We start from the raw sequence: 21,552 nt of genomic DNA, 5'->3' as shown, positions 1-21,552 counted from the left end.
ATAAATGTAGAGAAATCTACAATGCTTTCAAAATTAGTTTAATATAAGATTTGGTAAATTTTCGTTAAACCATTTATACTTATTTATAATCATGATATGCGTTCCTCCTTCAATAACTATACAGTCTCCAGAGCACGAATGGTTAAAAACCATGTCTTTATTTCCATGAATATAAATAGCGTTTGGATGTGGTTTTTCTTGTTTCCAGGTAATCACTTGCTCAATTGCCCAATCCAAGTACTTTTTATCATTTACTGAAAGGTATTTTTTATACAGTTCCACTCTTTTCTTTACTGTATTACCAAGAGCGTATTTTGCTAACAGCTCTACATTACTCATTAGTTGTGTAGGCAACAGTTTATAAGCCTTAGTAAACTTTGCTACTTTCATTCGCTTAGGCAACTCGTGTTTAGACTTTACACTTGAAACTACTATTACTTTTTTACAGTCTATAAATTTGCTCATTTCTTGAACCAAAATACCTCCAAAAGACACTCCAAGAAGCACAATATTTTTATGCTCAATCTTTTTTACCATACGTTTCGCATAGCCTTCCAAAGTTTCATTATCTAAAGGTAACACCCACTCTAACCAGTGCATTTCAAATTGGTCTTCAGGGAGCTTAATATACTCAAAAATTGATGGGTTAGCTGCCATACCAGGCATAAAGTAAACATGTATGATATCTTGTTTCATTTTAGAGCTATTGTAGTTTTAAAAATCTTAATAGATTATTCCATAAGCATTTAACCATCACTATACTTTAATATGTGCGATATTTTTTATAAATTTGCATTGCAAAACTATACAAATTGTAGTTTTTATCCTTACCGACCTTAGATTAAAATTAATTTATTATGATTGATGCAGCTGAACTAATAGACAATGACTTTTTACGTCAATTTGAGCTAAAAATTGATGACCAATTAGCAAAAATTGAATATTCACTCCAAGATCGAAAGATTTTTTTAACAAAACTAATAATTCCAGAATGTATTAACTCTGAAGGGTTTGAAGAGGATTTTTTAAAACTTGTTTTTGAAAACATACAAGAAAGAAATATAAGTGTAGTTCCTACAAGTCCTGAAATTGCAAAATTTATCAGAAGAAATAGACGCTACAAAAAAATGCTACCAGTTGGCATTAGAATATAACTCACAAAAAAACCGAAGCTTTCACTTCGGTTTTTTTATTATATGATTTTAAGCATCTAAAAAGTCACATCAAAATTACCACTCTCTATAGTAATCGTTTCGTAACCAACTCCTTCTATATACTTTGACAAAACACCAGATAATGTTCCTTTGAATGCATTTGAAGTATTAATTTCAATATCACTTGAAATTGTCGCAGGATTATCGACTGTATATTTATCATAACGATAAGTACCATCAACAGTAAGATAGCTAACACTTGCAACAGCTTCATTTCCTACTTCATCTCTCTCTAATGTTATAATAAAATATTTAGAATCATCAGATGAATTTGAAAATGACATTACACGAAAAGATTGTATGTTTTGTACTGCAACATCAAAATCCATTAAGGTATTATCAATTGATATACTAGCATTTTCAATGTTAATACTTCCATCATCATCACTTGAGCATGATGTTAAGGTCAGTACTCCTAAAGTCAAAATACATAAAATAATTTTTTTCATAATCTATAGTTTTTAATTTCACTTGAAATATAGAACACGAAAATCAGCAAAACAATTTGATTAACACACTTTTAATATTAATACTATAAAAAAACCGAAGCTTTTACTTCGGTTTTTTTTATATTTCTCAAGTTGTTACTTAGTGTAAACTTTTATTAAATCTTTGGTTTCAACCACTTCTGTGAAGTCTTCGTTATAAACTTTAACTGCATTTGCATAGACTAAGGTTAGCTGGTTACCTTCAATATACGATTCGTACTCGGTAAACTCTTCTTCAGTAAGTACATTTATAGAGCTTATATAACCATCTCTACATTCAACATTTACTAAATAGGAATTATCAACCTTAGATACTTTTACTTCATGATGAAAAGAATCGCTAGAAGTCATGGACTTATTAGTTTCAAACTCTAATGTTTCATTGACACTACAAACTATTTCATTTAAAATGTTTTTGTGTTCTACTCCATCTTTATCCACATCAGTAGAAATACCAATATCATAGTTAGTTAATTTCCATATACCAACAAGATTTGAATCGTTATTGCTGTCTTTAGAACAAGAAAATAGTGTAGTAAACGAAATGCAAAGTACTGCAAGTGAGAGTAGGTTTTTCATTTGGGACCAATTAATTTGCAGTAAATATATAACCTCTAAGAAGTTAGTAGTTATAATTTAGATGAAACGCTAAAAATATAAGATTAACAGTATTTAAACCGCTTCCTGATTTATCAAATCAAATCGCACAATACCATCGTCATCAATCTTGGTAAGCTCCACATCGTGAATCGTATTTACCAAATGTGGATTCCAAGGTGATTTTACTTTTACATAGTTTTCGGTAAATCCGTGAATGTAACCTTCTTTATTTTCGCTTTCAAATAGTACTTGTCGTTGTGTTCCAATTTGGCTTTCATAAAATGCTCTACGTTTTTTAACCGATAAACCACGTAACATTTTACTACGCTTTGACCTTACGTTTTTAGGAACAACACCATCCATTTTTGCAGCTTCGGTATTATCTCTTTCAGAATAGGTAAATACATGAAGATAAGAGATATCTAAATCGGACAGAAAATTATACGTTTCTAAAAAACGCTCATCAGTTTCACCAGGAAAACCAACAATAACATCAACACCTATACAAGCATTGGGCATTATTTCTCGTATTTTGGCAACTCTATCCACATAAAGTTCTCGCATATAACGACGCTTCATTTTTTTTAGAATATCGTTACTTCCACTTTGTAATGGAATATGAAAATGAGGTACGAAGGCTCTAGACTGCGAAACCAACTCAATAGTTTCATTCTTTAAAAGGTTAGGTTCTATTGAAGAAATACGTAAACGCTCAATACCTTCTACCTTATCAAGTTCGGTTACTAAATCTAAAAACGTATGTTCATGACGCTTGTTACCAAATTCTCCCTTACCATAATCGCCAATGTTAACACCAGTAAGTACAATTTCTTTAATGTCTTTTTCAGAGATTTCTTTGGCATTTTTAATAACATTATCCATGGTATCGCTCCGCGAAATACCTCTAGCTAATGGTATTGTACAGTAAGTACATTTATAGTCGCAGCCATCTTGTACTTTTAAAAATGCTCTTGTTCTATCACCTATAGAATAGGAACCAACATAAAAATCGGCATCGTCGATATCACAAGAATGCACTTCTCCAAAGTCATTTTTGCTCAGGTCGTTAATGTAGTCGGTAATTTTGAATTTTTCGGTAGCACCTAGCACAAGATCAACACCATCAACATCTGCCAGCTCCTGAGGCTTTAATTGCGCATAACAACCTACTGCTGCAACAAAAGCTTCTGGATTAGATTTTTGAGCTTGTTTAACTATAGTTTTAAATCGTTTATCAGCATTTTCGGTAACAGAACATGTATTGATAACATATATATCTGCTGTTTCAAAAAAATCAACACGATCAAAGCCTTCATCCTTAAAACCTCTTGCTATAGTAGAAGTTTCAGAAAAATTAAGCTTACAACCCAAAGTGTAAAATGCTACTTTTTTTCTTCCGTTCATTCTTGTACTTTTACCAAGTTGCAAATTTACAACTAATAAATAAAATGGTAAAACGCTTTTTTCTTAGTAGCTCAAAACTACCACACTACATATCAATATGTTGTGCAATTTTTATTCTAATCTCATGTGATTGCAACAATCAAAGTGATTCAAATTTAGTTTTTAGATACAATGAACATAAAAACATTGGTTCTTTAGACCCTGCGTTTTCAAAAGACAATGCCGATATTTGGGCAACCAACCAATTGTTTAACGGTTTGGTACAAATGGATGACAGCCTTAACGTAATACCATGTATTGCTAAAAACTGGACTGTTACAGACAGCGCAACAACCTACACATTTAACTTACGAAATGACGTTTATTTTCACAAGCACGAGTTGTTTGGAAAAGACTCTACAAGAACTGTTACTGCTCAAGATTTTGAGTACAGCTTAAACCGACTACAAGACAAACAAGTTGCCTCTCCAGGAAGTTGGGTATTAAACAAAGTTGTCAATTTTAAAGCGGTTAACGATACTGTTTTTCAAATACAGCTAAAACAACCTTTTCCTGCTTTTTTAGGGTTACTGACTATGAAATATTGTTCGGTAGTACCTAAAGAAATTGTAGCGCATTATGGTTCTGATTTTAGAAGTAATCCTATTGGAACTGGTCCTTTTAAATTTAAACGTTGGGAAGAAAACATTAAACTCGTATTCAGGAAAAATAATTTGTATTTTGAAAAGGATACAAACGGAAATCAACTTCCATACTTAGAAGCAGTTGCTATTACGTTTTTACCAGACAAACAAAGTGAATTTTTACAATTTGCACAAGGAAATATCGATTATGTATCTGGTTTAGATGCTTCTTATAAAGATGAAATTTTAACCTCAAAAGGAGAACTTAGAGATCAATACAAAACAGACGTTGACATCATTAGAGGTCCTTATCTAAATACTGAATATTTAGCGTTTTATTTAGATTCTGAAGTTAGCGAAATTCAATCCAAACTATTACGACAAGCAGTAAATTATGGATTCGACAGACATAAAATGATGACTTACTTGCGAAATGGTATTGGTATTCCTGCCAATGGTGGATTTATCCCAAAGGGATTACCTGGTTACAACGAACAGACAGGTTACAGTTATCAACCTGAAAAAGCCAAACAACTTATTGATGATTTTAAAGCTGAAACAGGAATTACTCAACCAAGCATTACCATTACAACAACTAGTAATTATTTGAGTTTTTGCGAATATATACAACGTGAGCTTCAAAAAGTTGGTCTTCAAGTGAATGTTGATGTTATTCCTGCTGCTACTTTAAAAGACGCTAAAGCAAATGGTAAATTAGATATGTTTCGTGCAAGTTGGGTTGCCGATTATCCTGATGCTGAAAACTACCTATCCCTTTACTACAGTAAAAATTTTGCACCTAATGGTCCAAACTACACACATTTTAAAAATGAATTATTTGACACTTGGTACGAACAAGCTTTTACTGAAACCAATACTAAAACACGTGAAGCACTTTACACCAAAATGGATAGTTTAATCATGCAAGACGCTCCTGTCGTGGTTATGTTTTACGATGAAGTCGTTCGTTTTACAAGGAAAAATGTAAACGGACTAGGGATTAACCCTATTAATTTATTGGAATTAAAAAAGGTGAGAAAAACTACTCTTCAATAGATTTTCCTATAGTTTCAATCTCATCAACTGGCTTGATGGTAGTTTTTTCCCAGTGTCGTTTTAACAAAAAGTGAAATAAATACACCATTGCCACTCCAAATGGTAAAGCCAAAAGACCAAGTATTAAACTATTGTCCCAATCCATTCCAATGTTGAAAATCCCATCTAAAACACCTAAAATTATTCCACCAACAAAGGTTCCAACATAATAACTTAACACACCAATAATGGCAAACAACCATTTGTTTTTATTGTATTCTTCTGCTAACCTATAAAAGTAACGACCTATAAAGTAGATGAGTACTATTCCTAACATATATATTTAATTTATTTAGTTCTATATTTTTGGGTGATTTCAAACACATGCTCTAAAATATCAGCATCTTGTTGAGTAAATTCAATTGACCTACGTTGCATAACTACCTTTGCAACCTCAAATGCTTTTTTAGTTAGATATGTTGTAAATCCGCTATTTCCTCCCCAGCTAAAACTTGGCACAAAATTTCTTGGAAATCCACTACCAAAAATATTTGAACTCACACCAACTACTGTTCCTGTATTAAACATAGTGTTAATACCACATTTGCTATGATCTCCCATCATTAAGCCACAAAACTGCAAGCCTGTTCTTGCAAAACCTTCGGTTTCATAACTCCACAGTCTTACTTCAGCATAATTATTTTTAAGGTTGGAATTATTGGTGTCTGCACCAAGATTACACCATTCTCCTAAAACTGAATTCCCTAAAAACCCATCGTGTCCTTTGTTTGAATATCCAAAAATCACCGAGTTATTTACCTCTCCTCCAACCTTACTATGTGGACCAACCGTTGTAGGACCATAAATTTTGGCTCCTAATTTTACAGTAGCATAATCACATAACGCAAAAGGGCCTCTTATAATACTACCTTCCATTATTTCGGCATCTTTACCTATGTAAATTGGACCATTGGTAGCATTTAAAGTTACAAACTCTAGTTTTGCACCTTCTTCTATAAAAATGTTGCTTGCTTCAATGGTATTGTTACTTGCAGGTATTGGTTGCGATTTTCGACCTTTGGTTAAAAGCTCAAAATCTTCAGCTATAGCATTACCATTTTTAGAGAAAATATCCCAAGTGTGTTCAATCTTTATAACTTCAGCATTAAATTCAATCGCTTCATAGGCTTCAAAATCCACATCATCTTGCGTGTCTTTAGTAAAAAATGCGATAACGTCTTCATCCTTAAAAATCGCCTGATTTTCCTCAAGGCTTTTAACCATTTCTGCAAGCTCAAAATTTGGCACGTACGATGCATTAATCATTACATTCTCATCCATTTCAACCATTGGATATTTATTGGATAAGTAATCTTCGGTTAAAGTTGTGGTAGTATAACCAAGGTACATTTCCCATTTTTCTCTAATGGTTAAAATCCCTACACGTATATCGGCTACTGGTCTTGTATAGGTAAATGGCAACAGACTGTTACGACAAGGACCATCAAAAAGAATATAATTCATAATAAAAGTTTAAAGTTTAAAGTTTAGAGTTGTCTTTTTAAAACCTAAACTTTCATTTATCCAAAAGTAACTTAATTGCCTAAAATAAAAAAGCCTTTCAGTAGTTGAAAGGCTTTAATAAATATATTTTCGAGAAATTTATTTCTTGAATTTCGCGTATTTGTTTTTAAACTTGTCAATACGTCCTGCTGTATCAACTAATTTAGATTTACCAGTGTAGTATGGGTGAGATGTTCTAGAAATCTCTAATTTTACTAACGGATACTCTACACCATCTACTTCTAAAGTTTCTGTAGTATCTGCAGTTGACTTCGTTAAAAATACATCATCATTAGACATATCTTTGAATGCTACAAGTCTATAATTTTCTGGATGTATACCTTTTTTCATCTCTAATGCTTTATTATCGTTTCGTTTTTTTCGAGGTGCAAATTTAAGCAAATTTTATTATTGTACAATCTTTTTATTGTTTTTTATTTCTTAAAATTCATGTAACGTTTTGTTATCTTTGAATACATATTAGATATATAAACTAATAAATCAACTAAAACTTATGGAAAAATCGATTAAATCTTCATCAATAAACTATGGCTTATACCTTGGTTTATTTCTTTCTACAATAACAGTTTTATTTTATGCTGTTAACCTAGAAATGTTGACTAAATGGTGGTTAGGTATCATATTATTCTTGGTCATCTTAATTTTTGGAATTGTATCTACAGCAAAATCTAAAAGCCTTTTAGGAGGATTTATTTCTTTTAAACAAGCATTTTCCTCGTATTTCATTACAATAGCAATAGGCTTTATTTTAAGTACAGCAGTGAGTGTTTTATTATTTAATGTTATTGATCCTGAAGCTGCTGAAATTTTAAAAGAAAATGTCATTGAAGCTTCTCGACAAATGATGGAAAATTTTGGAGCTCCTCAATCTGAGATTGACAAAGCTATTGCAGAAATGGCTGACCAAAATCAATTTGCTATAGGAAATCAGCTAAAATCGGTTGCTTTTCAATTAATTTTCTACGCAGTAATTGGATTAATTGTTGCATTGTCAATGAAAAAGAAAGATCCTAACGTAGCTTAAATAATTTCTTTATTTTTGAACGATAGAATATAGAAATCATTTACATGAACATATCAGTAGTCATACCACTACTTAACGAGAGCGACTCTTTAACAGAATTACATGATTGGATTGCAAATGTTATGCAATCCAATCATTTTTCTTATGAAATTCTATTTATTGACGATGGTAGTACTGATGGCTCTTGGGAGACCATTACATCGTTATCTAATAAAAATCCAAACGTAAAAGGCATTAGGTTTCTTAAAAACTTTGGGAAATCGCAAGCACTACACGCTGGTTTTGAAAAAGCAAAAGGCGACGTAGTAATTACTATGGATGCCGATTTGCAAGACAATCCTGACGAAATCCCTGAGCTTTACAATATGATTGTTAAAGAGGGTTACGATTTGGTTTCTGGCTGGAAAAAGAAACGCTTCGATTCGGTTATTTCTAAAAATCTACCTTCCAAACTTTTTAATTGGGCTGCACGAAAAACATCAGGCGTAAAACTGCACGATTTTAATTGCGGTTTAAAATCATACAATAATAAAGTTGTAAAAAATATTGATGTTAATGGCGAAATGCACAGATACATTCCTGTGCTTGCCAAAAATGCTGGTTTTACTAAAATTGGTGAAAAAGTGGTGCAACATCAAGCCAGAAAATATGGCGAAACCAAATTTGGAATGGAACGTTTTATTAATGGTTTTCTAGACCTTATCACCATTTGGTTTTTATCGCGTTTTGGTAAACGTCCTATGCATCTTTTTGGCGCTCTTGGAGTGATTATGTTTGCCATTGGTTTTGGGTTTGCGTTATACTTAGGAATAGATAAACTCTTTTTAAACCCAACAGGTCGACTCATAACCCAACGACCACAATTTTACATCTCACTAGCCACAATGATTATTGGAACACAGTTTTTTGTTGCTGGGTTTTTAGGTGAGATTATTTTAAGAAGTAAGCAGGATAAAAAACGCTATTTGGTTAAGGATGAACTAAATTTATAATCCTTTTCTTATAAATTAACGCCTAATTAAACTTTAACATTTACCTAATTGTGTATTTTTGTTATATACAATTTCAGATAACTTATGATTTATATTGAACCAGAATTATTAGAGAGAGTGAACACTTGGTTAACACCAACTTTTGACGATAACACTCAACAACAGATAAAACATTTAATTGCAACCAACCCAAAAGAGCTTAAAGAATGCTTTTACAAAGACCTTGAGTTTGGTACTGGAGGAATGAGAGGTATTATGGGACTTGGCACTAACCGAATTAACAAATACACGCTGGGAAAAAACACACAAGGACTAAGCAATTACTTAAAACAAGTATTTTCTGGAGAAACTATAAAAGTTGCCATTGCTTATGATTGTAGACACAACAGTAACACTTTTGGTAAAGTTGTAGCAGATGTATTTTCGGCAAACGGAATTCAAGTGTATTTATTTGAAGATTTAAGAGCTACTCCTGAACTTTCATTTACGCTAAAACATTTAGGTTGTCACTGCGGAATTGTACTTACTGCTTCACACAATCCACCAGAATACAATGGATACAAAGTATATTGGCAAGATGGCGGACAATTAGTACCACCACAAGATGCCGAAATTATTGCTGAAATAAACAAGTTGGATTATTCTGAAATTAAGTTTGAAGCAAATACAGATTTAATCGAATACATAGGTGAAGCTATTGATAATGTGTTTATTGATAACTCAGTAAAAAACGGAAGTTTTAACACCTCAGCAGAAGCCAAAGAAAACTTAAATATTGTATTTACCTCTTTACACGGAACCTCAATTACTGCTATTCCTGAAACTCTAGAAAGAGCTGGCTATACCAATGTAAACATAGTAGAAGAACAGCGTCAACCTAATGGCGATTTCCCTACTGTGGCATCACCAAATCCTGAAGAACCTGAAGCTTTAAAAATGGCTATGGAACTTGCTGAAAAAGTAAATGGAGATATTGTAATTGGCACTGATCCTGATTGTGACCGCTTGGGTGTTGCTGTAAGAAACCTAGATAATGAATTGGTGATTTTAAATGGTAACCAAACCATGATTTTAATGACTGATTTCTTATTAAAACAATGGAAAAACTCTGGTAAAATCAATGGTAATCAATTTGTAGGCTCTACAATTGTATCTACACCTATGATGTCGGTTTTAGCAAATGCTTATGATGTAGAATGCAAAATTGGTTTAACTGGTTTTAAATGGATTGCTAAAATGATTAAAGACTTCCCTAATATGGATTTTATTGGTGGTGGTGAAGAAAGTTTTGGATTTATGGTTGGTGATTTCGTAAGAGACAAAGATGCTGTAACCTCTACCCTTTTAGCTTGTGAAATTGCTGCTCAAGCTAAAGCTGAAGGAAAAACACTATATGAAGCATTAATTGATTTATACGCTGAACACGGATTGTATAAAGAGCGTTTAATATCATTAACCAAAAAAGGAATTGAAGGCGCTCAAGAAATTAAGCAAATGATGATTGATGCTAGAGAAAATCCGTTAAAAGAAGTTAATGACTCAAAAGTAGTTAGAATTGAAGACTACCAATTATCTATTGCAAAAGATGTAAAAAACAATACTGAAGAAGCCATTGATATTCCAAAATCTAACGTATTGATTTACTATACCGAAGATGGTAGTAAAATAGCACTTAGACCAAGTGGTACCGAACCAAAAATTAAGTTTTACATCAGCGTAAACACTACATTAGACAATGTGTCAGACTTTAAAACAGTGGAACAAAAATTGGAATCGAAAATTGACGCCATTGTTGACGACATGAAAATAAATTAATGAATTACTTTAAGCAAATACTTCGCTTTGCGAAACCTTATAAAAGTTATGCTGTACTTAATATAATAAGCAATGTTTTTTATGCATTGTTTGGTACTTTAGCTATGGTTTCACTATTTCCAATGCTTAATGTGTTATTTGATAAAACCAAACAAATAAACACTAAGCCAACTTGGGAAGGCATTTCTAAAATTAAAGATTATTTAGAAAGCTATTTAAATTACTTTGTTACTCAAAAAGCTAATGAAGGACATGACGATGTCCTTATTTTTATGGTAGTTTTGGTAGTAAGTATGTTTTTACTAAAAAACCTATTTAGCTATTTAGCAATGTACTTTATCACCTTTTTAAGAAACGGTGTTTTAAAAGACATTAGAAATGAATTGTATGACAAAGTGGTAGATTTACCTATCGCTTACTTTTCTGAAAAACGAAAAGGAGATACTATTGCAAGAATAACAACTGATGTTCAAGAAATACAAACTTCATTCTTGTCGATACTAGAACTTATTGTTAGAGAACCGTTAATGATACTGTTTACAATCATTACCATGTTTCTCATTAGTGCTAAACTCACGTTGTTTGTTTTTATTTTTATTCCTGTTTCTGGTTTTATTATTTCCAGAATTGGAAAAAGTTTAAAAAAGCGCTCTGACAGAGTTCAAAGTGAGCAAGGTCAACTACTATCTATCATTGAAGAAACTCTTGGTGGACTTAAAGTGATTAAAGGTTTTAACTCTCAAAAGGTATTTGGCGAAAAGTTTAAAGAATCTACAACACGATTCAACAAGTTTTCAAACAACCTACTTAACCGTCAAAATTTAGCATCGCCAACTAGTGAGTTTTTAGGTATTTTGGTTATTTCCATTCTACTATGGTATGGAGGTCAAATGGTTTTAATTGATGGCAGCTTAGAGGCTGGTTTATTTATTGTTTATATGGGATTAGCATACAATATTTTAACACCTGCAAAAGCTATAAGCAAAGCAAGCTATAGTGTAAAAAAAGGAAATGCTGCTGCCGAACGAGTACTGGAAATTCTAAACACACCTTCTCCACTTGAAGATAAACCTAACGCCAAAAACAAATCGGATTTTAATTCTGAAATAGCGATAAACGATGTGTCTTTTAAATATGAAGACGATCTAGTACTTAAAAACTTTTCCATTAAAGTACCTAAAGGTAAAACTATTGCTTTAGTTGGGCAATCAGGTAGCGGAAAATCTACAATTGCTAATCTTGTAACTCGTTTTTATGATGTTACTAAAGGCAGTATTGAAATTGATGGTGATAACATTAAAGACCTTACTAAAAAATCGTTGAGAAACCTTATGGGATTGGTTACTCAAGATTCAATATTATTCAACGAGTCTGTAAAAAACAATATTCTTCTTGGTAAAAAAGACGCTACTGATGAAGAAATTATTGAAGCCTTAAAGGTAGCTAATGCTTGGGAGTTTGTTAAAGATTTACCTAACGGAATAGACACCAACATTGGCGACTCTGGAGGAAAATTATCTGGTGGTCAAAAACAACGTTTAAGCATTGCAAGAGCAGTCTTAAAAAATCCTCCTATCATGATTTTAGACGAAGCAACTTCTGCCCTTGACACAGAAAGCGAACGCTTAGTACAAGTTGCACTAGAAAACATGATGAAAAACAGAACATCAATTGTTATAGCGCATAGGCTGTCTACCATTCAAAATGCCGATGAAATTATAGTTATGCAAAAAGGTGAAATTGCCGAACAAGGCAAACACAACGAACTTATTGCTTTAAATGGTGTTTACAAAAAACTTGTAGACATGCAAAGTTTTGAATAAGCTACTATTTCACTTAAAATAAATAAGTAAATATAAAAGGGATACATCTATTTAGGATGTATCCCTTTCTTTATATTACCAGATTTGGGGACACTGGCAATAAGCTAGTAGGTTAGGTGATGTAAACATAAAACAAAAATTCTTACAAAGCAAGAAAAAAATGCATTTCGTCGTAATAAAATTACACTTAATCGATAAAAATTATATTAACATATTGCAAATCAGTATTTTAAATTTTAAAATAAAAAACCACTCTTTTTAATTAAACTTTTCATATTTTCAAAAGTCTAAATAATAAACTTATAAGTGACTGACGAAAAAGAGCTATTACTTAGATTAAGAACCGAAAACACCAAAGAACAAGCCTTTAAAGAATTACTATCGCTTTACAAGGAACGCTTATATTGGCATATTCGAAAAATTGTGATTTCACACGATGATGCTGATGATGTACTTCAAAATACATTTATAAAAGTGTATAAGAACATTCATAATTTTAAAGGAGATAGTAAATTGTTTTCATGGATGTATCGTATCGCTACCAACGAATCTATAACTCATTTAAACAAAAATGCGAAACACCTTCAAATTAGTAATGAAGAGCTTCAGCAAAACTCAATTTCCAATTTAAAAGCTGATGTATACTTTGAAGGAGACGATATACAATTAAAATTACAGCAAGCCATTGCAACGTTGCCTCAAAAGCAACAAATTGTATTCAACATGAAATATTTTGATGATATAAAATACAAAGACATGGCTGAAATACTAGATACAAGCGAAGGAGCATTAAAAGCATCCTACCATATTGCAGTAAAAAAAATAGAAGACTACCTAACCTCAAATTAAACCTTTTGAGTATATTTTAGTCAAATAAACAAATGAAAAACAAAAAATTAGAACATATTAAAACAACTGGCTTTAAAACTCCAAAAAACTATTTTGAAGGTTTAGACGATTCTATACTAAATCAAGCTAAGCTATCTTCAAAAATAGACACTAATGGATTTAAAGTGCCTGAGTCTTATTTTGAAAATTTAGACACAAAGGTATTGGATGCTGTGAAAACGCAACCAGAAACCAAAGTTATAAAGTTGTTTAATTGGAAAAAAGCAGCATCAGTTGCAGCAATAGCAGCATGTATGGTTTTAGCTTTTAATTTGTTTTTTGGTTCTGAAGACCAAATAAGTTTTGATGACCTAGAGCTAACATCTATTGAAAGCTACATTAGTGAAGAAGATTTTACCAATGAGGACTTTGCTTCTTTAGTTACCAATGACGACATTAGCATTTACGACTTTTCGGAACTATCAATAACCGAGAACACCCTTGAAAATTATATTATTGAAAACACAACTGTTGAAGATTTAATTACTGATTAATAATGAAAAAATTAATAGTATCCCTTTGTTTTATTTGCCTTTTTGCAACTGCTTTTTCTCAATCTCATGAAGAAAAAAAAGAACGCATTAACGCACTAAAAATAGCATTTATAACAGAACATTTAAACCTTACCGAAAGTGAAGCACAAAAGTTTTGGCCTATATATAATGCTTATGAGCTGGAAGAAGACATGCTACGCGAACTATCTAGAGAAAAGAAGCGAAAAATAAATAATGATATCTCTGAAGCTGAAGCTAAAGCTATTTTAGATGATCTTATAAAACTAGAAAACGAAAAACACAATTTAAGAACTGACTTTTTTGACAGTTTAAGAAAAGTGATTAGTTCAAAAAAAATCCTGCAGCTTAAAACTGCCGAAGAAAACTTTAAACGAAAAATGTTTGAAGAGTTTAAAAAACGTCGACAAGAACGAAAAAACAATCCCTAAATAATTAAAGAGCCTATTCAGGCTCTTTTTTTAGTTCTTAAAAGTAAGCTTAGAAATTCGTCCTTTTCCTGCTGCATAAGCTACTGAATCGTTTAAAAACCTTATGGTATAAAACCCTTCATCACTAAGATGTTTCCATGAATCTCCTGCATCATTAGTGTAGTCAATTCCTTTAAAGCCTACAGCAACTAATTCTTTGGCATTACTATTTGGTACATATTGCACACAACTTCTATAACCTGGTCCTTTTCCGTTAGCAACCACACTCCATGTTTTTCCTCCATCTTCTGTTCGCATTTTATTGTTTAAAGTATCATTAGGTTGGGTATAATCTCCTCCTATTGCAAAACCATGTTGTGCATCATAAAAATCCAAAGAGTACATTCCTGTAGTTTCTTTTCCTTGAATAATTGGAGTATCATAAACTTCCCAAGTTGCCCCTTTATCTGGTGAATATAAAATTCTGCTCGTTTTTCCTCCTGTAGCAACCCAAGTATGGTTGTCAACTATAGCGATATTAGTATCGCTTGCTGCAAAAGCTGCTTCGCCATTTATAGTTTTAGGTAAATCTTTACAAGACAATTTAGTCCATGTTTCTCCACCATCTCTTGTAATTATTACACTCATACAATCATCAGTTGGATCACCAATAGCAATACCTTCTTGGTCGTTCCAAAAATCCATAGAATCGTAAAATGCTTTTGGATGGTTTTCTTGGTAAACAAGTTTAATTTCATTGTCTTCAAATTTATATAACATGGCTGGTGAAGCTATTGACAACACAAATAATGCATCTTCAATCTTATCTATTGATCTAATGGCTAGCGCTGAAGTATCTGATTTAAAAAGTCTTGACCAATAGGACAATCTTTCACCAAAATCTGAAGAACCAAATACATTTGAATTCTCTTTATTCATTTCATCAATTGATTCAAAACCAAAATTACCATTAGAACCAGCAAACCAAACTTTGCCATTCGCAATTTTAATTGCTCTAACATCTAATAATGAATCTTCTGTAATAATAGTTTCAATATCAACACTTGTAAAACTATTGCTTCTTTTAGCTTCCTTATCATTACATGAACTTAATATAACTAGCAATACAGCAAAAACTAATATTCTCATTTCAAATATATTTTTCTTAAAAATAGAAAAGCTTTGCGATATACCACAAAGCTTTTCACTCATCAATCAATCAAAAAAAAACTAGGTTACCAATCTAGCTTTCGTCTTTAAGTGCTTTAATATCTATTATTAATTGTTGTATTGAAGCTCTATTTAACCCATTATAGATTCCTCTTATGTGTTTATTTTTATCTATTAATAAGAAATTTTCAGTATGTAAAAAATCTTCAATGTTTTTTGGTTCGCCTAAATCATTTTCAACAAAATAATGCTCTCTACCTAAGTTGTATATATCTAATTTGTTTCCTGTTACTAAATGCCATTTATTTTCAATTACACCATGTTTTTCTGCATATTTTTTTAAAACAGGAACAGAATCTCTATTTGGTGTAACAGAATGCGATAAAAACAATACTTCATCATCATTTAAAAACGCTTCTTGTACTTTAAACATATTACTAGTCATTTGAGGGCAAATTCCTGGACAACTTGCAAAAAAGAAATCGGTAATATATATTTTATTATCAAAAGTCTTTTGAGTTAGTGTGTCTCCTAATTGGTTAACGAGTTTAAAGTCTGGTATTTTATGAAATTGCGCTTCTTCCTCTGTTCCTGGAGTTATCCAATTAGGTGTAAAAGAAGCTTCATTATAGTAAGGCAAATAATTAACTCTACTAGTCTCTAAAGCTTTAGGCGTTTTAGGCTTTACAGCGTTATTACAGCTTAATACTATTAATGCAATACAAACCGAAACGACGTCTATATTATATCTTTTTAGTAACTTTTTCATTCTCTAATTTATAACATGAATTGGAGCGCATTAGCCCAAAAACTCTTCCGTTTTTCACTTCATAATTAACATATAGCTTTCCGTTAGACAACCATGCTTTTTGCATTCCTTTTTCTTTACCATCTTCTAACCATCGTTGTTTAGCCAACGTTCCATTTGGGTACCATTGCTTTTCTTCACCTTGTTTCTTCCCGTCTTTGTAATGAACTTGCAAAGCTAAATTTCCGTTTTCCCAGTAACTTTTATAAACTCCTGTTAATTTATTTTGGTTATAAAATGAGACTGTACGTAATACTCCACGTTCTGACCAAGTTTTTGCTTGCCCTTGTCGTTTACCTTTAAAAAAACCTAGTTTTTCCTTAAGCAAATCATTTTTATGAAACTTTAAACTGTAACCATTATAAGGTTGATTATTATAATACCAAACTCCTTCTATTTGATTTAAAACCAACTCTGATTTTAAGACTTCAACATTAGCAATGGCTATAGCATCAGTATCAGCAGACAATAATACATTTACGTTTGCAGTTTTATCAGGAGAATTACCACAACCTAAAAGAACTACCATAACAATCATTAACAATGTGGGTTTCATAATAAAAACGATTAATTAATATCCTTGATATGGTCCTGCAAATGCTAAATACGAGCCTGTTGTTGAATACACTTCATTTATAATGTGGTAATGATATTCACCATCTGGATTATGTGGTGTAGGTCCAAAATGGCCTCCTGATTCATCTAAATCTGTTGGGTATTCATTTGAAGGGTAATCTCTACGTCCATAAAGAAAAACGCCATCTAATAAAATACCTACTAAATTATCATCATCATTACTGAAAGCCTTTGGTTCTAAATGATAGTGGTATACTCCTGGACCAATATGAGCTCCTGTCCAGTCTAAACTAGCTGCTGCAGCATCAAGAGGTCCTCCTCCTTCTTGATCATTAAATATTGATGCTCCACTAACTGCTATACCTATAGTATCAAAAGTTGTGGCAACAGTATTTCCTGTTAAATTAGGTGTTGCATCTACTACAATTGTTGTTGCATTATTATTGCTATTCATAATGCTTGGTGTTAATGCAACATCTGGTTCTTCCATATAAAGCTCGTGACCAACTCCCCAATATACTGTTTCATGGTTTGGCAAACCTGTAGTTTCAATAACCACATTAGAACCCTCTAAAAAAATTGTTACTGCATCACTATTAAATTCTGAAAAAGCTGGGTGAAGTTCAGATACAACTTCTTCTTCATTTGATGCTGTTGAATCGTCTCCACTAGAACAAGCAATAAAAGATACAACGACTAATCCTAAAACAATTAATATGTTATAATATGTTATTTTCATAATTTAAATCTTGATTTATTTATTATTTAGTTTCTTCCTCTTTGAGGTCTACCTCCTCGTTCATCTCTACTAGGTTTAGGAGCATTCTTTAACTCTTCTAGACTTAAAAATCCATCTTCATTAGTATCTATTTTAGAAAAATCTTCAGCTAATGGTCCTTTTACTTCTTCTTTAGATAACTTCCCATCTCCATTAGCATCCATTTCTTTAATCAACTCGGTAACATTTGGTACTCCACCTGATTCTCTTTGCTCATTACTCTTTGTTTCTGCTGTGTTTTCAGAAGATTTGCAACTCATAAAACATAAAACTCCTATTACAGCTACTACATGATAAAATTGTCTTTTCATTTATAATTTGTTTTTTGGTTATATTTATTTAGATGCTACTTTTAATTAAAACTTGTGTTTTTTATACCTTTATTAGCTTAGGCTATAACCAAAACAACAATTTAAAACCAAACTCTTTTAGCATCATCATACTTAATTTACTTTCTATCTCTTCTTCTTTTTCATACTTGAGTAAAATGTTTTTAATTCTTCAAGATTAAGTTGACCATCCTCATCGGTATCAATAATTTTAAAATTATTGATGAGCTCTCTTCTATCTTTTGCGGCTACTTCTAGTTCATTTAACAATCCATCTTCATTATCGTCTACCTCTTTTAAAACCTCTTCTGCAGAAACTTCTCTAGGTTTATCCATAGATTCTAATGATGCTTCTAGCTCATCTAAATCTATCACTCCATCTTCATTGGTATCTATTTCAGCAAAATCTTCAGATATCTTGCCTCGTCTATCATTAGAGGCCTCGTCTTTATCTATAACTTTATCATTATTAACATCTAACATTTCTAAAATTTTAGATGCACTAGGTTTCTCACCTCTTTGTTGATTTCCATTACCTCTTCCTCCTCTACCTCCTGGTCCTTGAGCAAAAAGATTTATACTTGTTAAGATAAAAATGGCAGTAATTAATGTTTTTGTTTTCATATTTCTTATTGTTGTTACATATTTTTAGATGTGGTTTTCATTTTATACTTGTGCTTAATGGTGTTAAAAAAATCACAAAAAAAAGACTCCTTTATTGGAGTCTTTTTTTTGTGATTTTTAATTTCTTGGTGGCCTAATACGATTATTCTCTTCCCTTGGAGGAGGTGGAATTCTATTAGCACCTCTATCGTTTCGTCTTAAAGCATCCATAATTATCATTTTAAATTTTTCTTTCTGCTTATCGTTGGATAATTCTTGAATCATTTTAAAATGACGAAAAACCTCTTGTTCCTTAGATTTTTCTTTTTCACCTATCAATGAAGTAATAGAGTCAATAACACCATCATTAACTATATCGTCAGATAATTTACCAAACAATTCATCCTTAAGGATTTTTATTTCATCATTTAGACGTCTCATAGCTTCGTGATGACTGATACTTTTTTTTCTAAATTCGGCTTTTTGTTCTTCGCTAAACCCTAGCTCACTAACTATAAAATCTTTATTATTCTGCTGACGTCGCTCATTTATATTAGTAGGTTTAAACATATAATTATACAAGAAAAACATGTTCATGATTACTAAAAAAACAAGTAACGAATATATAATTGTGTTTTTTTTCATGCTTAATTTAATATTGAAGATTCATTATTTTCTAATAAACCATATGATTCTGCAAAGCTATTTACATTTTCATTGTAAGTAATCTCTTTAAGTTTAGTATATGCTACAATATTCAAAACAATAACACAAGTCAAGGTTACTAGTTGCAATTTAGGCGTAAACCAAGACCACAACACCAATTCCTTTTCATTTGATACATTGTGAATTTGACGCATGACACCTTCTTTAAAAAAAGGAGATGCTTTTACGCTTCCAATTGATTCAGCAGAATCTAATACCTCTTGCACTTTTTTATTCATATTAATATTTTTAGTCTCTTTTATATTTAGATGCAAATACTCAAAAAAACTTGTACTAGTATTCATTCTTATAGTAATTTTCTAGTATACTCTTTAAATTCTTCTTCGCTCTAAACATTGTTGATTCAACTGAAGATAAACTCTTATTAGTTATTTCAGCTATTTCATCATAACTCTTTCCGTCAATTTTGTGTAATGTAAACACAACACTTTGACTTTCTGGAAGTGAATTTATAGCTTTAAACAAAGTTTCATTTAATTCTTTATTTTCTAGTTGTATTCCTGGATGGTTTATTTCAGTAAAATAAGTTGTTTTGTCCAGAGGTAAAACATTTCCAGTTATTGACTGCAAAAAAGCAAATCGTTTTTTAGTATTTCTTTTTCTAATAAATTCTAAACATTTATTAGTGGTTATTCTATAAATCCATGTAGTAAGTTTTGATTTACCTTTAAACTTATCTATTGAATTGAACACCTCTAAAAACACCTCTTGAGCAATATCTTCAGCATCTTCTTTATTTGGCACAAATGACATACAGGTCCCAAAAACCTTGTCTTGAAAATCATCAATTAACTTACTATAAGCTAAAGAATCTCTACTCTTTAATGCTTGTATAAACTCCTTTTCTTCCAAATATTATATTTTCGGTAGTAAATTAAGGAAAAATCTTAGGAATTAACCGTAAATTTGCATGCTGAATTTTTTACAATGCGATTACATAGAAATTTATGTTTTGCCGTTATTGACGGCTTACACAAGATATTTAACGAAGGTGAATATGCCGACAAGGTAATTCAATCTCTTTTAAAGCGTGATAAACGTTGGGGAAGTAGAGACAGATCGTTTGTTGCCGAAACCACTTACGATATTGTACGTTGGAAACGTTTATATGCTGAAATAGCTGAAGTTAAAGCACCTTACGACAGAGACAACCTTTGGAGAATGTTTGCTGTTTGGGCAACTTTAAAAGGTATTCGTTTACCTGATTGGAAGTATTTTGTAAATACGCCAACACGTAAAATTAAAGGTCGTTTTGATGAATTATCAAAAATTAGAAAATTCCGCGAATCTATTCCTGATTGGATTGATGAAGTTGGAATTGCAGAATTAGGTGAAGATACATGGACTAAAGAAATTGCTATGCAAAATGAGCAAGCCGAAGTTATCTTACGTGTAAACACTTTAAAAACCAACAAAAAAGACTTACAGTTAAAACTTCAGTCTGAAGATATTGAAACCGAGTTTTTAAACAACTATCCTTACGCTCTAAAATTAAAAGAACGCGCTAATGTATTTAAAACCGAAGCTTTTAAAGATGGTTGGTTCGAAGTACAAGATGCATCGTCTCAATTAGTAGCCGACTTTTTAGATGTGCAACCAGGAATGAAAGTTGTAGACACTTGTGCTGGAGCTGGTGGTAAAACATTACACATCGCTGCTTTGATGCAAAACAAAGGTCAGGTGATTGCAATGGATATTTATGAAAGTAAGTTAAAAAAGCTAAAAACCAGAGCCAAGCGTAATGGTGTTCATAATTTTGACATGCGTGTTATTGACTCTACAAAACCTATCAAAAAACTTTATGACAAAGCCGATAGAGTTTTAATTGACGCTCCTTGTTCTGGATTAGGTGTTTTACGTAGAAATCCTGATGCAAAATGGAAATTAGAACCTGAATTTCTAGACAGCATAAGAGTAACACAACAAGAGGTATTACAACAATACTCTAAAATGGTAAAACCTGGTGGCAAACTAGTGTATGCTACATGTTCGGTTTTACCTTCTGAAAACCAAAAACAAGTTGACAAATTTTTAACATCGGAATCTGGAAAAGACTTTACCTTTGTAAAAGACAAAAAGATTTTAGCCCATAAATCAGGTTTTGATGGGTTTTACATGGCATTACTTGAAAAGAAAAAATAAACCTAAAT

General features: G+C 31.8%; 26 protein-coding genes. 10 read left to right on the top strand and 16 right to left on the bottom strand.

Annotated elements, in window-relative coordinates; translation table 11 throughout:
- Positions 1 to 33: 33 nt before the first annotated feature.
- On the bottom strand, positions 34 to 696 hold the full coding sequence (locus tag ABD011_RS13440; RefSeq protein WP_129761305.1) for an alpha/beta hydrolase: 663 nt from the start codon (positions 694 to 696) through the stop codon (positions 34 to 36).
- A gap of 161 nt (positions 697 to 857) precedes the next feature.
- Between ABD011_RS13440 and ABD011_RS13435 the strand changes: the two genes are divergently transcribed.
- On the top strand, positions 858 to 1,154 hold the full coding sequence (locus ABD011_RS13435; RefSeq protein ID WP_187347861.1) for an N-acetyltransferase: 297 nt from the start codon (positions 858 to 860) through the stop codon (positions 1,152 to 1,154).
- Between the two features lie 56 nt (positions 1,155 to 1,210).
- Here the strand turns inward: ABD011_RS13435 and ABD011_RS13430 are convergent, their stop codons facing one another.
- The 3 genes from ABD011_RS13430 to mtaB all read right to left on the bottom strand — a co-directional run bounded on the left by ABD011_RS13430 (position 1,211) and on the right by mtaB (position 3,706).
- Positions 1,211 to 1,639, bottom strand: a complete 429-nt coding sequence (locus ABD011_RS13430) for a hypothetical protein (protein ID WP_343799051.1) — start codon at positions 1,637 to 1,639, stop codon at positions 1,211 to 1,213.
- Between the two features lie 159 nt (positions 1,640 to 1,798).
- A complete protein-coding gene (locus ABD011_RS13425; RefSeq protein WP_343799049.1) occupies positions 1,799 to 2,281 on the bottom strand; it encodes a hypothetical protein in 483 nt (160 codons plus the stop codon).
- A gap of 93 nt (positions 2,282 to 2,374) precedes the next feature.
- Positions 2,375 to 3,706: a tRNA (N(6)-L-threonylcarbamoyladenosine(37)-C(2))-methylthiotransferase MtaB gene (gene mtaB / locus ABD011_RS13420; protein WP_343799047.1), complete on the bottom strand. Its 1,332-nt coding sequence runs from the start codon at positions 3,704 to 3,706 to the stop codon at positions 2,375 to 2,377.
- 44 nt (positions 3,707 to 3,750) lie between these two features.
- Between mtaB and ABD011_RS13415 the strand changes: the two genes are divergently transcribed.
- Positions 3,751 to 5,385 (top strand): ABC transporter substrate-binding protein, encoded by a 1,635-nt coding sequence (locus ABD011_RS13415; protein ID WP_343799045.1) that lies wholly within the window; start codon positions 3,751 to 3,753, stop codon positions 5,383 to 5,385.
- Here ABD011_RS13415 and ABD011_RS13410 read toward each other — a convergent pair.
- From ABD011_RS13410 to ABD011_RS13400, 3 genes are all read right to left on the bottom strand, one after another.
- On the bottom strand, positions 5,372 to 5,701 hold the full coding sequence (locus tag ABD011_RS13410; RefSeq protein ID WP_343799043.1) for a hypothetical protein: 330 nt from the start codon (positions 5,699 to 5,701) through the stop codon (positions 5,372 to 5,374). The genes ABD011_RS13415 and ABD011_RS13410 overlap by 14 nt on opposite strands.
- A gap of 11 nt (positions 5,702 to 5,712) precedes the next feature.
- Complete coding sequence (locus tag ABD011_RS13405; protein WP_343799040.1) at positions 5,713 to 6,888, bottom strand: GlmU family protein; 1,176 nt, start codon at positions 6,886 to 6,888, stop codon at positions 5,713 to 5,715.
- A 138-nt stretch (positions 6,889 to 7,026) separates the two neighbouring features.
- Positions 7,027 to 7,278 (bottom strand): type B 50S ribosomal protein L31, encoded by a 252-nt coding sequence (locus ABD011_RS13400; RefSeq protein WP_129761299.1) that lies wholly within the window; start codon positions 7,276 to 7,278, stop codon positions 7,027 to 7,029.
- Between the two features lie 163 nt (positions 7,279 to 7,441).
- Between ABD011_RS13400 and ABD011_RS13395 the strand changes: the two genes are divergently transcribed.
- The 7 genes from ABD011_RS13395 to ABD011_RS13365 all read left to right on the top strand — a co-directional run bounded on the left by ABD011_RS13395 (position 7,442) and on the right by ABD011_RS13365 (position 14,433).
- Positions 7,442 to 7,972, top strand: a complete 531-nt coding sequence (locus ABD011_RS13395; RefSeq protein ID WP_262733046.1) for a DUF4199 domain-containing protein — start codon at positions 7,442 to 7,444, stop codon at positions 7,970 to 7,972.
- A 44-nt stretch (positions 7,973 to 8,016) separates the two neighbouring features.
- Positions 8,017 to 8,964: a glycosyltransferase family 2 protein gene (locus ABD011_RS13390; RefSeq protein ID WP_131508424.1), complete on the top strand. Its 948-nt coding sequence runs from the start codon at positions 8,017 to 8,019 to the stop codon at positions 8,962 to 8,964.
- Positions 8,965 to 9,048: 84 nt separating this feature from the next.
- Positions 9,049 to 10,779: a phospho-sugar mutase gene (locus tag ABD011_RS13385; protein ID WP_343799036.1), complete on the top strand. Its 1,731-nt coding sequence runs from the start codon at positions 9,049 to 9,051 to the stop codon at positions 10,777 to 10,779.
- Positions 10,779 to 12,602 (top strand): ABC transporter ATP-binding protein, encoded by a 1,824-nt coding sequence (locus ABD011_RS13380; protein ID WP_343799034.1) that lies wholly within the window; start codon positions 10,779 to 10,781, stop codon positions 12,600 to 12,602. The genes ABD011_RS13385 and ABD011_RS13380 overlap by 1 nt, the downstream gene beginning before the upstream one ends.
- A 306-nt stretch (positions 12,603 to 12,908) precedes the next feature.
- Positions 12,909 to 13,451 carry an RNA polymerase sigma factor gene (locus ABD011_RS13375; RefSeq protein ID WP_131508420.1) on the top strand — a complete coding sequence of 181 codons (543 nt, stop codon included), beginning with the start codon at positions 12,909 to 12,911 and terminating at the stop codon, positions 13,449 to 13,451.
- 32 nt (positions 13,452 to 13,483) lie between these two features.
- Positions 13,484 to 13,984, top strand: a complete 501-nt coding sequence (locus ABD011_RS13370; protein ID WP_343799032.1) for a hypothetical protein — start codon at positions 13,484 to 13,486, stop codon at positions 13,982 to 13,984.
- Positions 13,985 to 13,986: 2 nt separating this feature from the next.
- Positions 13,987 to 14,433 (top strand): Spy/CpxP family protein refolding chaperone, encoded by a 447-nt coding sequence (locus ABD011_RS13365; protein ID WP_131508416.1) that lies wholly within the window; start codon positions 13,987 to 13,989, stop codon positions 14,431 to 14,433.
- A 30-nt stretch (positions 14,434 to 14,463) separates the two neighbouring features.
- Here the strand turns inward: ABD011_RS13365 and ABD011_RS13360 are convergent, their stop codons facing one another.
- From ABD011_RS13360 to ABD011_RS13320, 9 genes are all read right to left on the bottom strand, one after another.
- The gene (locus ABD011_RS13360; RefSeq protein ID WP_343799030.1) at positions 14,464 to 15,561 is read right to left on the bottom strand and encodes a WD40/YVTN/BNR-like repeat-containing protein; all 1,098 of its coding nucleotides are present in this window, start codon (positions 15,559 to 15,561) and stop codon (positions 14,464 to 14,466) included.
- Between the two features lie 94 nt (positions 15,562 to 15,655).
- A complete protein-coding gene (locus ABD011_RS13355) occupies positions 15,656 to 16,351 on the bottom strand; it encodes an SCO family protein (RefSeq protein WP_343799029.1) in 696 nt (231 codons plus the stop codon).
- Positions 16,326 to 16,946, bottom strand: coding sequence for a toxin-antitoxin system YwqK family antitoxin (locus ABD011_RS13350; protein ID WP_134199759.1), 621 nt, complete (start codon positions 16,944 to 16,946; stop codon positions 16,326 to 16,328). Before ABD011_RS13350 ends, ABD011_RS13355 begins: the two co-directional genes overlap by 26 nt.
- Positions 16,947 to 16,961: 15 nt before the next feature.
- Complete coding sequence (locus tag ABD011_RS13345) at positions 16,962 to 17,705, bottom strand: YHYH protein (RefSeq protein ID WP_343799026.1); 744 nt, start codon at positions 17,703 to 17,705, stop codon at positions 16,962 to 16,964.
- A 26-nt stretch (positions 17,706 to 17,731) separates the two neighbouring features.
- Positions 17,732 to 18,055 (bottom strand): EF-hand domain-containing protein, encoded by a 324-nt coding sequence (locus ABD011_RS13340; protein ID WP_343799024.1) that lies wholly within the window; start codon positions 18,053 to 18,055, stop codon positions 17,732 to 17,734.
- 144 nt (positions 18,056 to 18,199) lie between these two features.
- Positions 18,200 to 18,697: an EF-hand domain-containing protein gene (locus tag ABD011_RS13335; RefSeq protein WP_343799022.1), complete on the bottom strand. Its 498-nt coding sequence runs from the start codon at positions 18,695 to 18,697 to the stop codon at positions 18,200 to 18,202.
- Between the two features lie 117 nt (positions 18,698 to 18,814).
- Positions 18,815 to 19,273, bottom strand: coding sequence for a hypothetical protein (locus tag ABD011_RS13330; RefSeq protein ID WP_343799020.1), 459 nt, complete (start codon positions 19,271 to 19,273; stop codon positions 18,815 to 18,817).
- A gap of 50 nt (positions 19,274 to 19,323) precedes the next feature.
- Complete coding sequence (locus ABD011_RS13325) at positions 19,324 to 19,620, bottom strand: hypothetical protein (protein ID WP_131508400.1); 297 nt, start codon at positions 19,618 to 19,620, stop codon at positions 19,324 to 19,326.
- Positions 19,621 to 19,675: 55 nt separating this feature from the next.
- Positions 19,676 to 20,254: an RNA polymerase sigma factor gene (locus ABD011_RS13320; RefSeq protein ID WP_131508398.1), complete on the bottom strand. Its 579-nt coding sequence runs from the start codon at positions 20,252 to 20,254 to the stop codon at positions 19,676 to 19,678.
- Positions 20,255 to 20,329: 75 nt separating this feature from the next.
- Between ABD011_RS13320 and ABD011_RS13315 the strand changes: the two genes are divergently transcribed.
- Complete coding sequence (locus ABD011_RS13315) at positions 20,330 to 21,544, top strand: RsmB/NOP family class I SAM-dependent RNA methyltransferase (RefSeq protein WP_129761291.1); 1,215 nt, start codon at positions 20,330 to 20,332, stop codon at positions 21,542 to 21,544.
- Positions 21,545 to 21,552: the final 8 nt, after the last annotated feature.

Source organism: Gaetbulibacter jejuensis, from assembly GCF_039524015.1.
Taxonomy (GTDB): domain Bacteria; phylum Bacteroidota; class Bacteroidia; order Flavobacteriales; family Flavobacteriaceae; genus Gaetbulibacter_B; species Gaetbulibacter_B jejuensis.
Note: the sequence above shows the minus strand (reverse complement) of the source record. Positions and strands in the feature narration are given on the sequence as shown.

What these genes read in the sequence shown, in the direction of transcription:
- ABD011_RS13350 (WP_134199759.1), bottom strand. Translation starts at nt 16,946, where the DNA reads ATGAAACCCACATTGTTAATGATTGTTATGGTAGTTCTTTTAGGTTGT.
- ABD011_RS13340 (WP_343799024.1), bottom strand. Translation starts at nt 18,055, where the DNA reads ATGAAAAGACAATTTTATCATGTAGTAGCTGTAATAGGAGTTTTATGT.
- ABD011_RS13315 (WP_129761291.1), top strand. Translation starts at nt 20,330, where the DNA reads ATGCGATTACATAGAAATTTATGTTTTGCCGTTATTGACGGCTTACAC.
- mtaB (WP_343799047.1), bottom strand. Translation starts at nt 3,706, where the DNA reads ATGAACGGAAGAAAAAAAGTAGCATTTTACACTTTGGGTTGTAAGCTT.
- ABD011_RS13395 (WP_262733046.1), top strand. Translation starts at nt 7,442, where the DNA reads ATGGAAAAATCGATTAAATCTTCATCAATAAACTATGGCTTATACCTT.
- ABD011_RS13400 (WP_129761299.1), bottom strand. Translation starts at nt 7,278, where the DNA reads ATGAAAAAAGGTATACATCCAGAAAATTATAGACTTGTAGCATTCAAA.
- ABD011_RS13380 (WP_343799034.1), top strand. Translation starts at nt 10,779, where the DNA reads ATGAATTACTTTAAGCAAATACTTCGCTTTGCGAAACCTTATAAAAGT.
- ABD011_RS13330 (WP_343799020.1), bottom strand. Translation starts at nt 19,273, where the DNA reads ATGAACATGTTTTTCTTGTATAATTATATGTTTAAACCTACTAATATA.
- ABD011_RS13425 (WP_343799049.1), bottom strand. Translation starts at nt 2,281, where the DNA reads ATGAAAAACCTACTCTCACTTGCAGTACTTTGCATTTCGTTTACTACA.
- ABD011_RS13385 (WP_343799036.1), top strand. Translation starts at nt 9,049, where the DNA reads ATGATTTATATTGAACCAGAATTATTAGAGAGAGTGAACACTTGGTTA.
- ABD011_RS13365 (WP_131508416.1), top strand. Translation starts at nt 13,987, where the DNA reads ATGAAAAAATTAATAGTATCCCTTTGTTTTATTTGCCTTTTTGCAACT.
- ABD011_RS13415 (WP_343799045.1), top strand. Translation starts at nt 3,751, where the DNA reads ATGGTAAAACGCTTTTTTCTTAGTAGCTCAAAACTACCACACTACATA.
- ABD011_RS13360 (WP_343799030.1), bottom strand. Translation starts at nt 15,561, where the DNA reads ATGAGAATATTAGTTTTTGCTGTATTGCTAGTTATATTAAGTTCATGT.
- ABD011_RS13325 (WP_131508400.1), bottom strand. Translation starts at nt 19,620, where the DNA reads ATGAATAAAAAAGTGCAAGAGGTATTAGATTCTGCTGAATCAATTGGA.
- ABD011_RS13405 (WP_343799040.1), bottom strand. Translation starts at nt 6,888, where the DNA reads ATGAATTATATTCTTTTTGATGGTCCTTGTCGTAACAGTCTGTTGCCA.
- ABD011_RS13435 (WP_187347861.1), top strand. Translation starts at nt 858, where the DNA reads ATGATTGATGCAGCTGAACTAATAGACAATGACTTTTTACGTCAATTT.
- ABD011_RS13355 (WP_343799029.1), bottom strand. Translation starts at nt 16,351, where the DNA reads ATGAAAAAGTTACTAAAAAGATATAATATAGACGTCGTTTCGGTTTGT.
- ABD011_RS13390 (WP_131508424.1), top strand. Translation starts at nt 8,017, where the DNA reads ATGAACATATCAGTAGTCATACCACTACTTAACGAGAGCGACTCTTTA.
- ABD011_RS13410 (WP_343799043.1), bottom strand. Translation starts at nt 5,701, where the DNA reads ATGTTAGGAATAGTACTCATCTACTTTATAGGTCGTTACTTTTATAGG.
- ABD011_RS13345 (WP_343799026.1), bottom strand. Translation starts at nt 17,705, where the DNA reads ATGAAAATAACATATTATAACATATTAATTGTTTTAGGATTAGTCGTT.
- ABD011_RS13440 (WP_129761305.1), bottom strand. Translation starts at nt 696, where the DNA reads ATGAAACAAGATATCATACATGTTTACTTTATGCCTGGTATGGCAGCT.
- ABD011_RS13335 (WP_343799022.1), bottom strand. Translation starts at nt 18,697, where the DNA reads ATGAAAACAAAAACATTAATTACTGCCATTTTTATCTTAACAAGTATA.
- ABD011_RS13370 (WP_343799032.1), top strand. Translation starts at nt 13,484, where the DNA reads ATGAAAAACAAAAAATTAGAACATATTAAAACAACTGGCTTTAAAACT.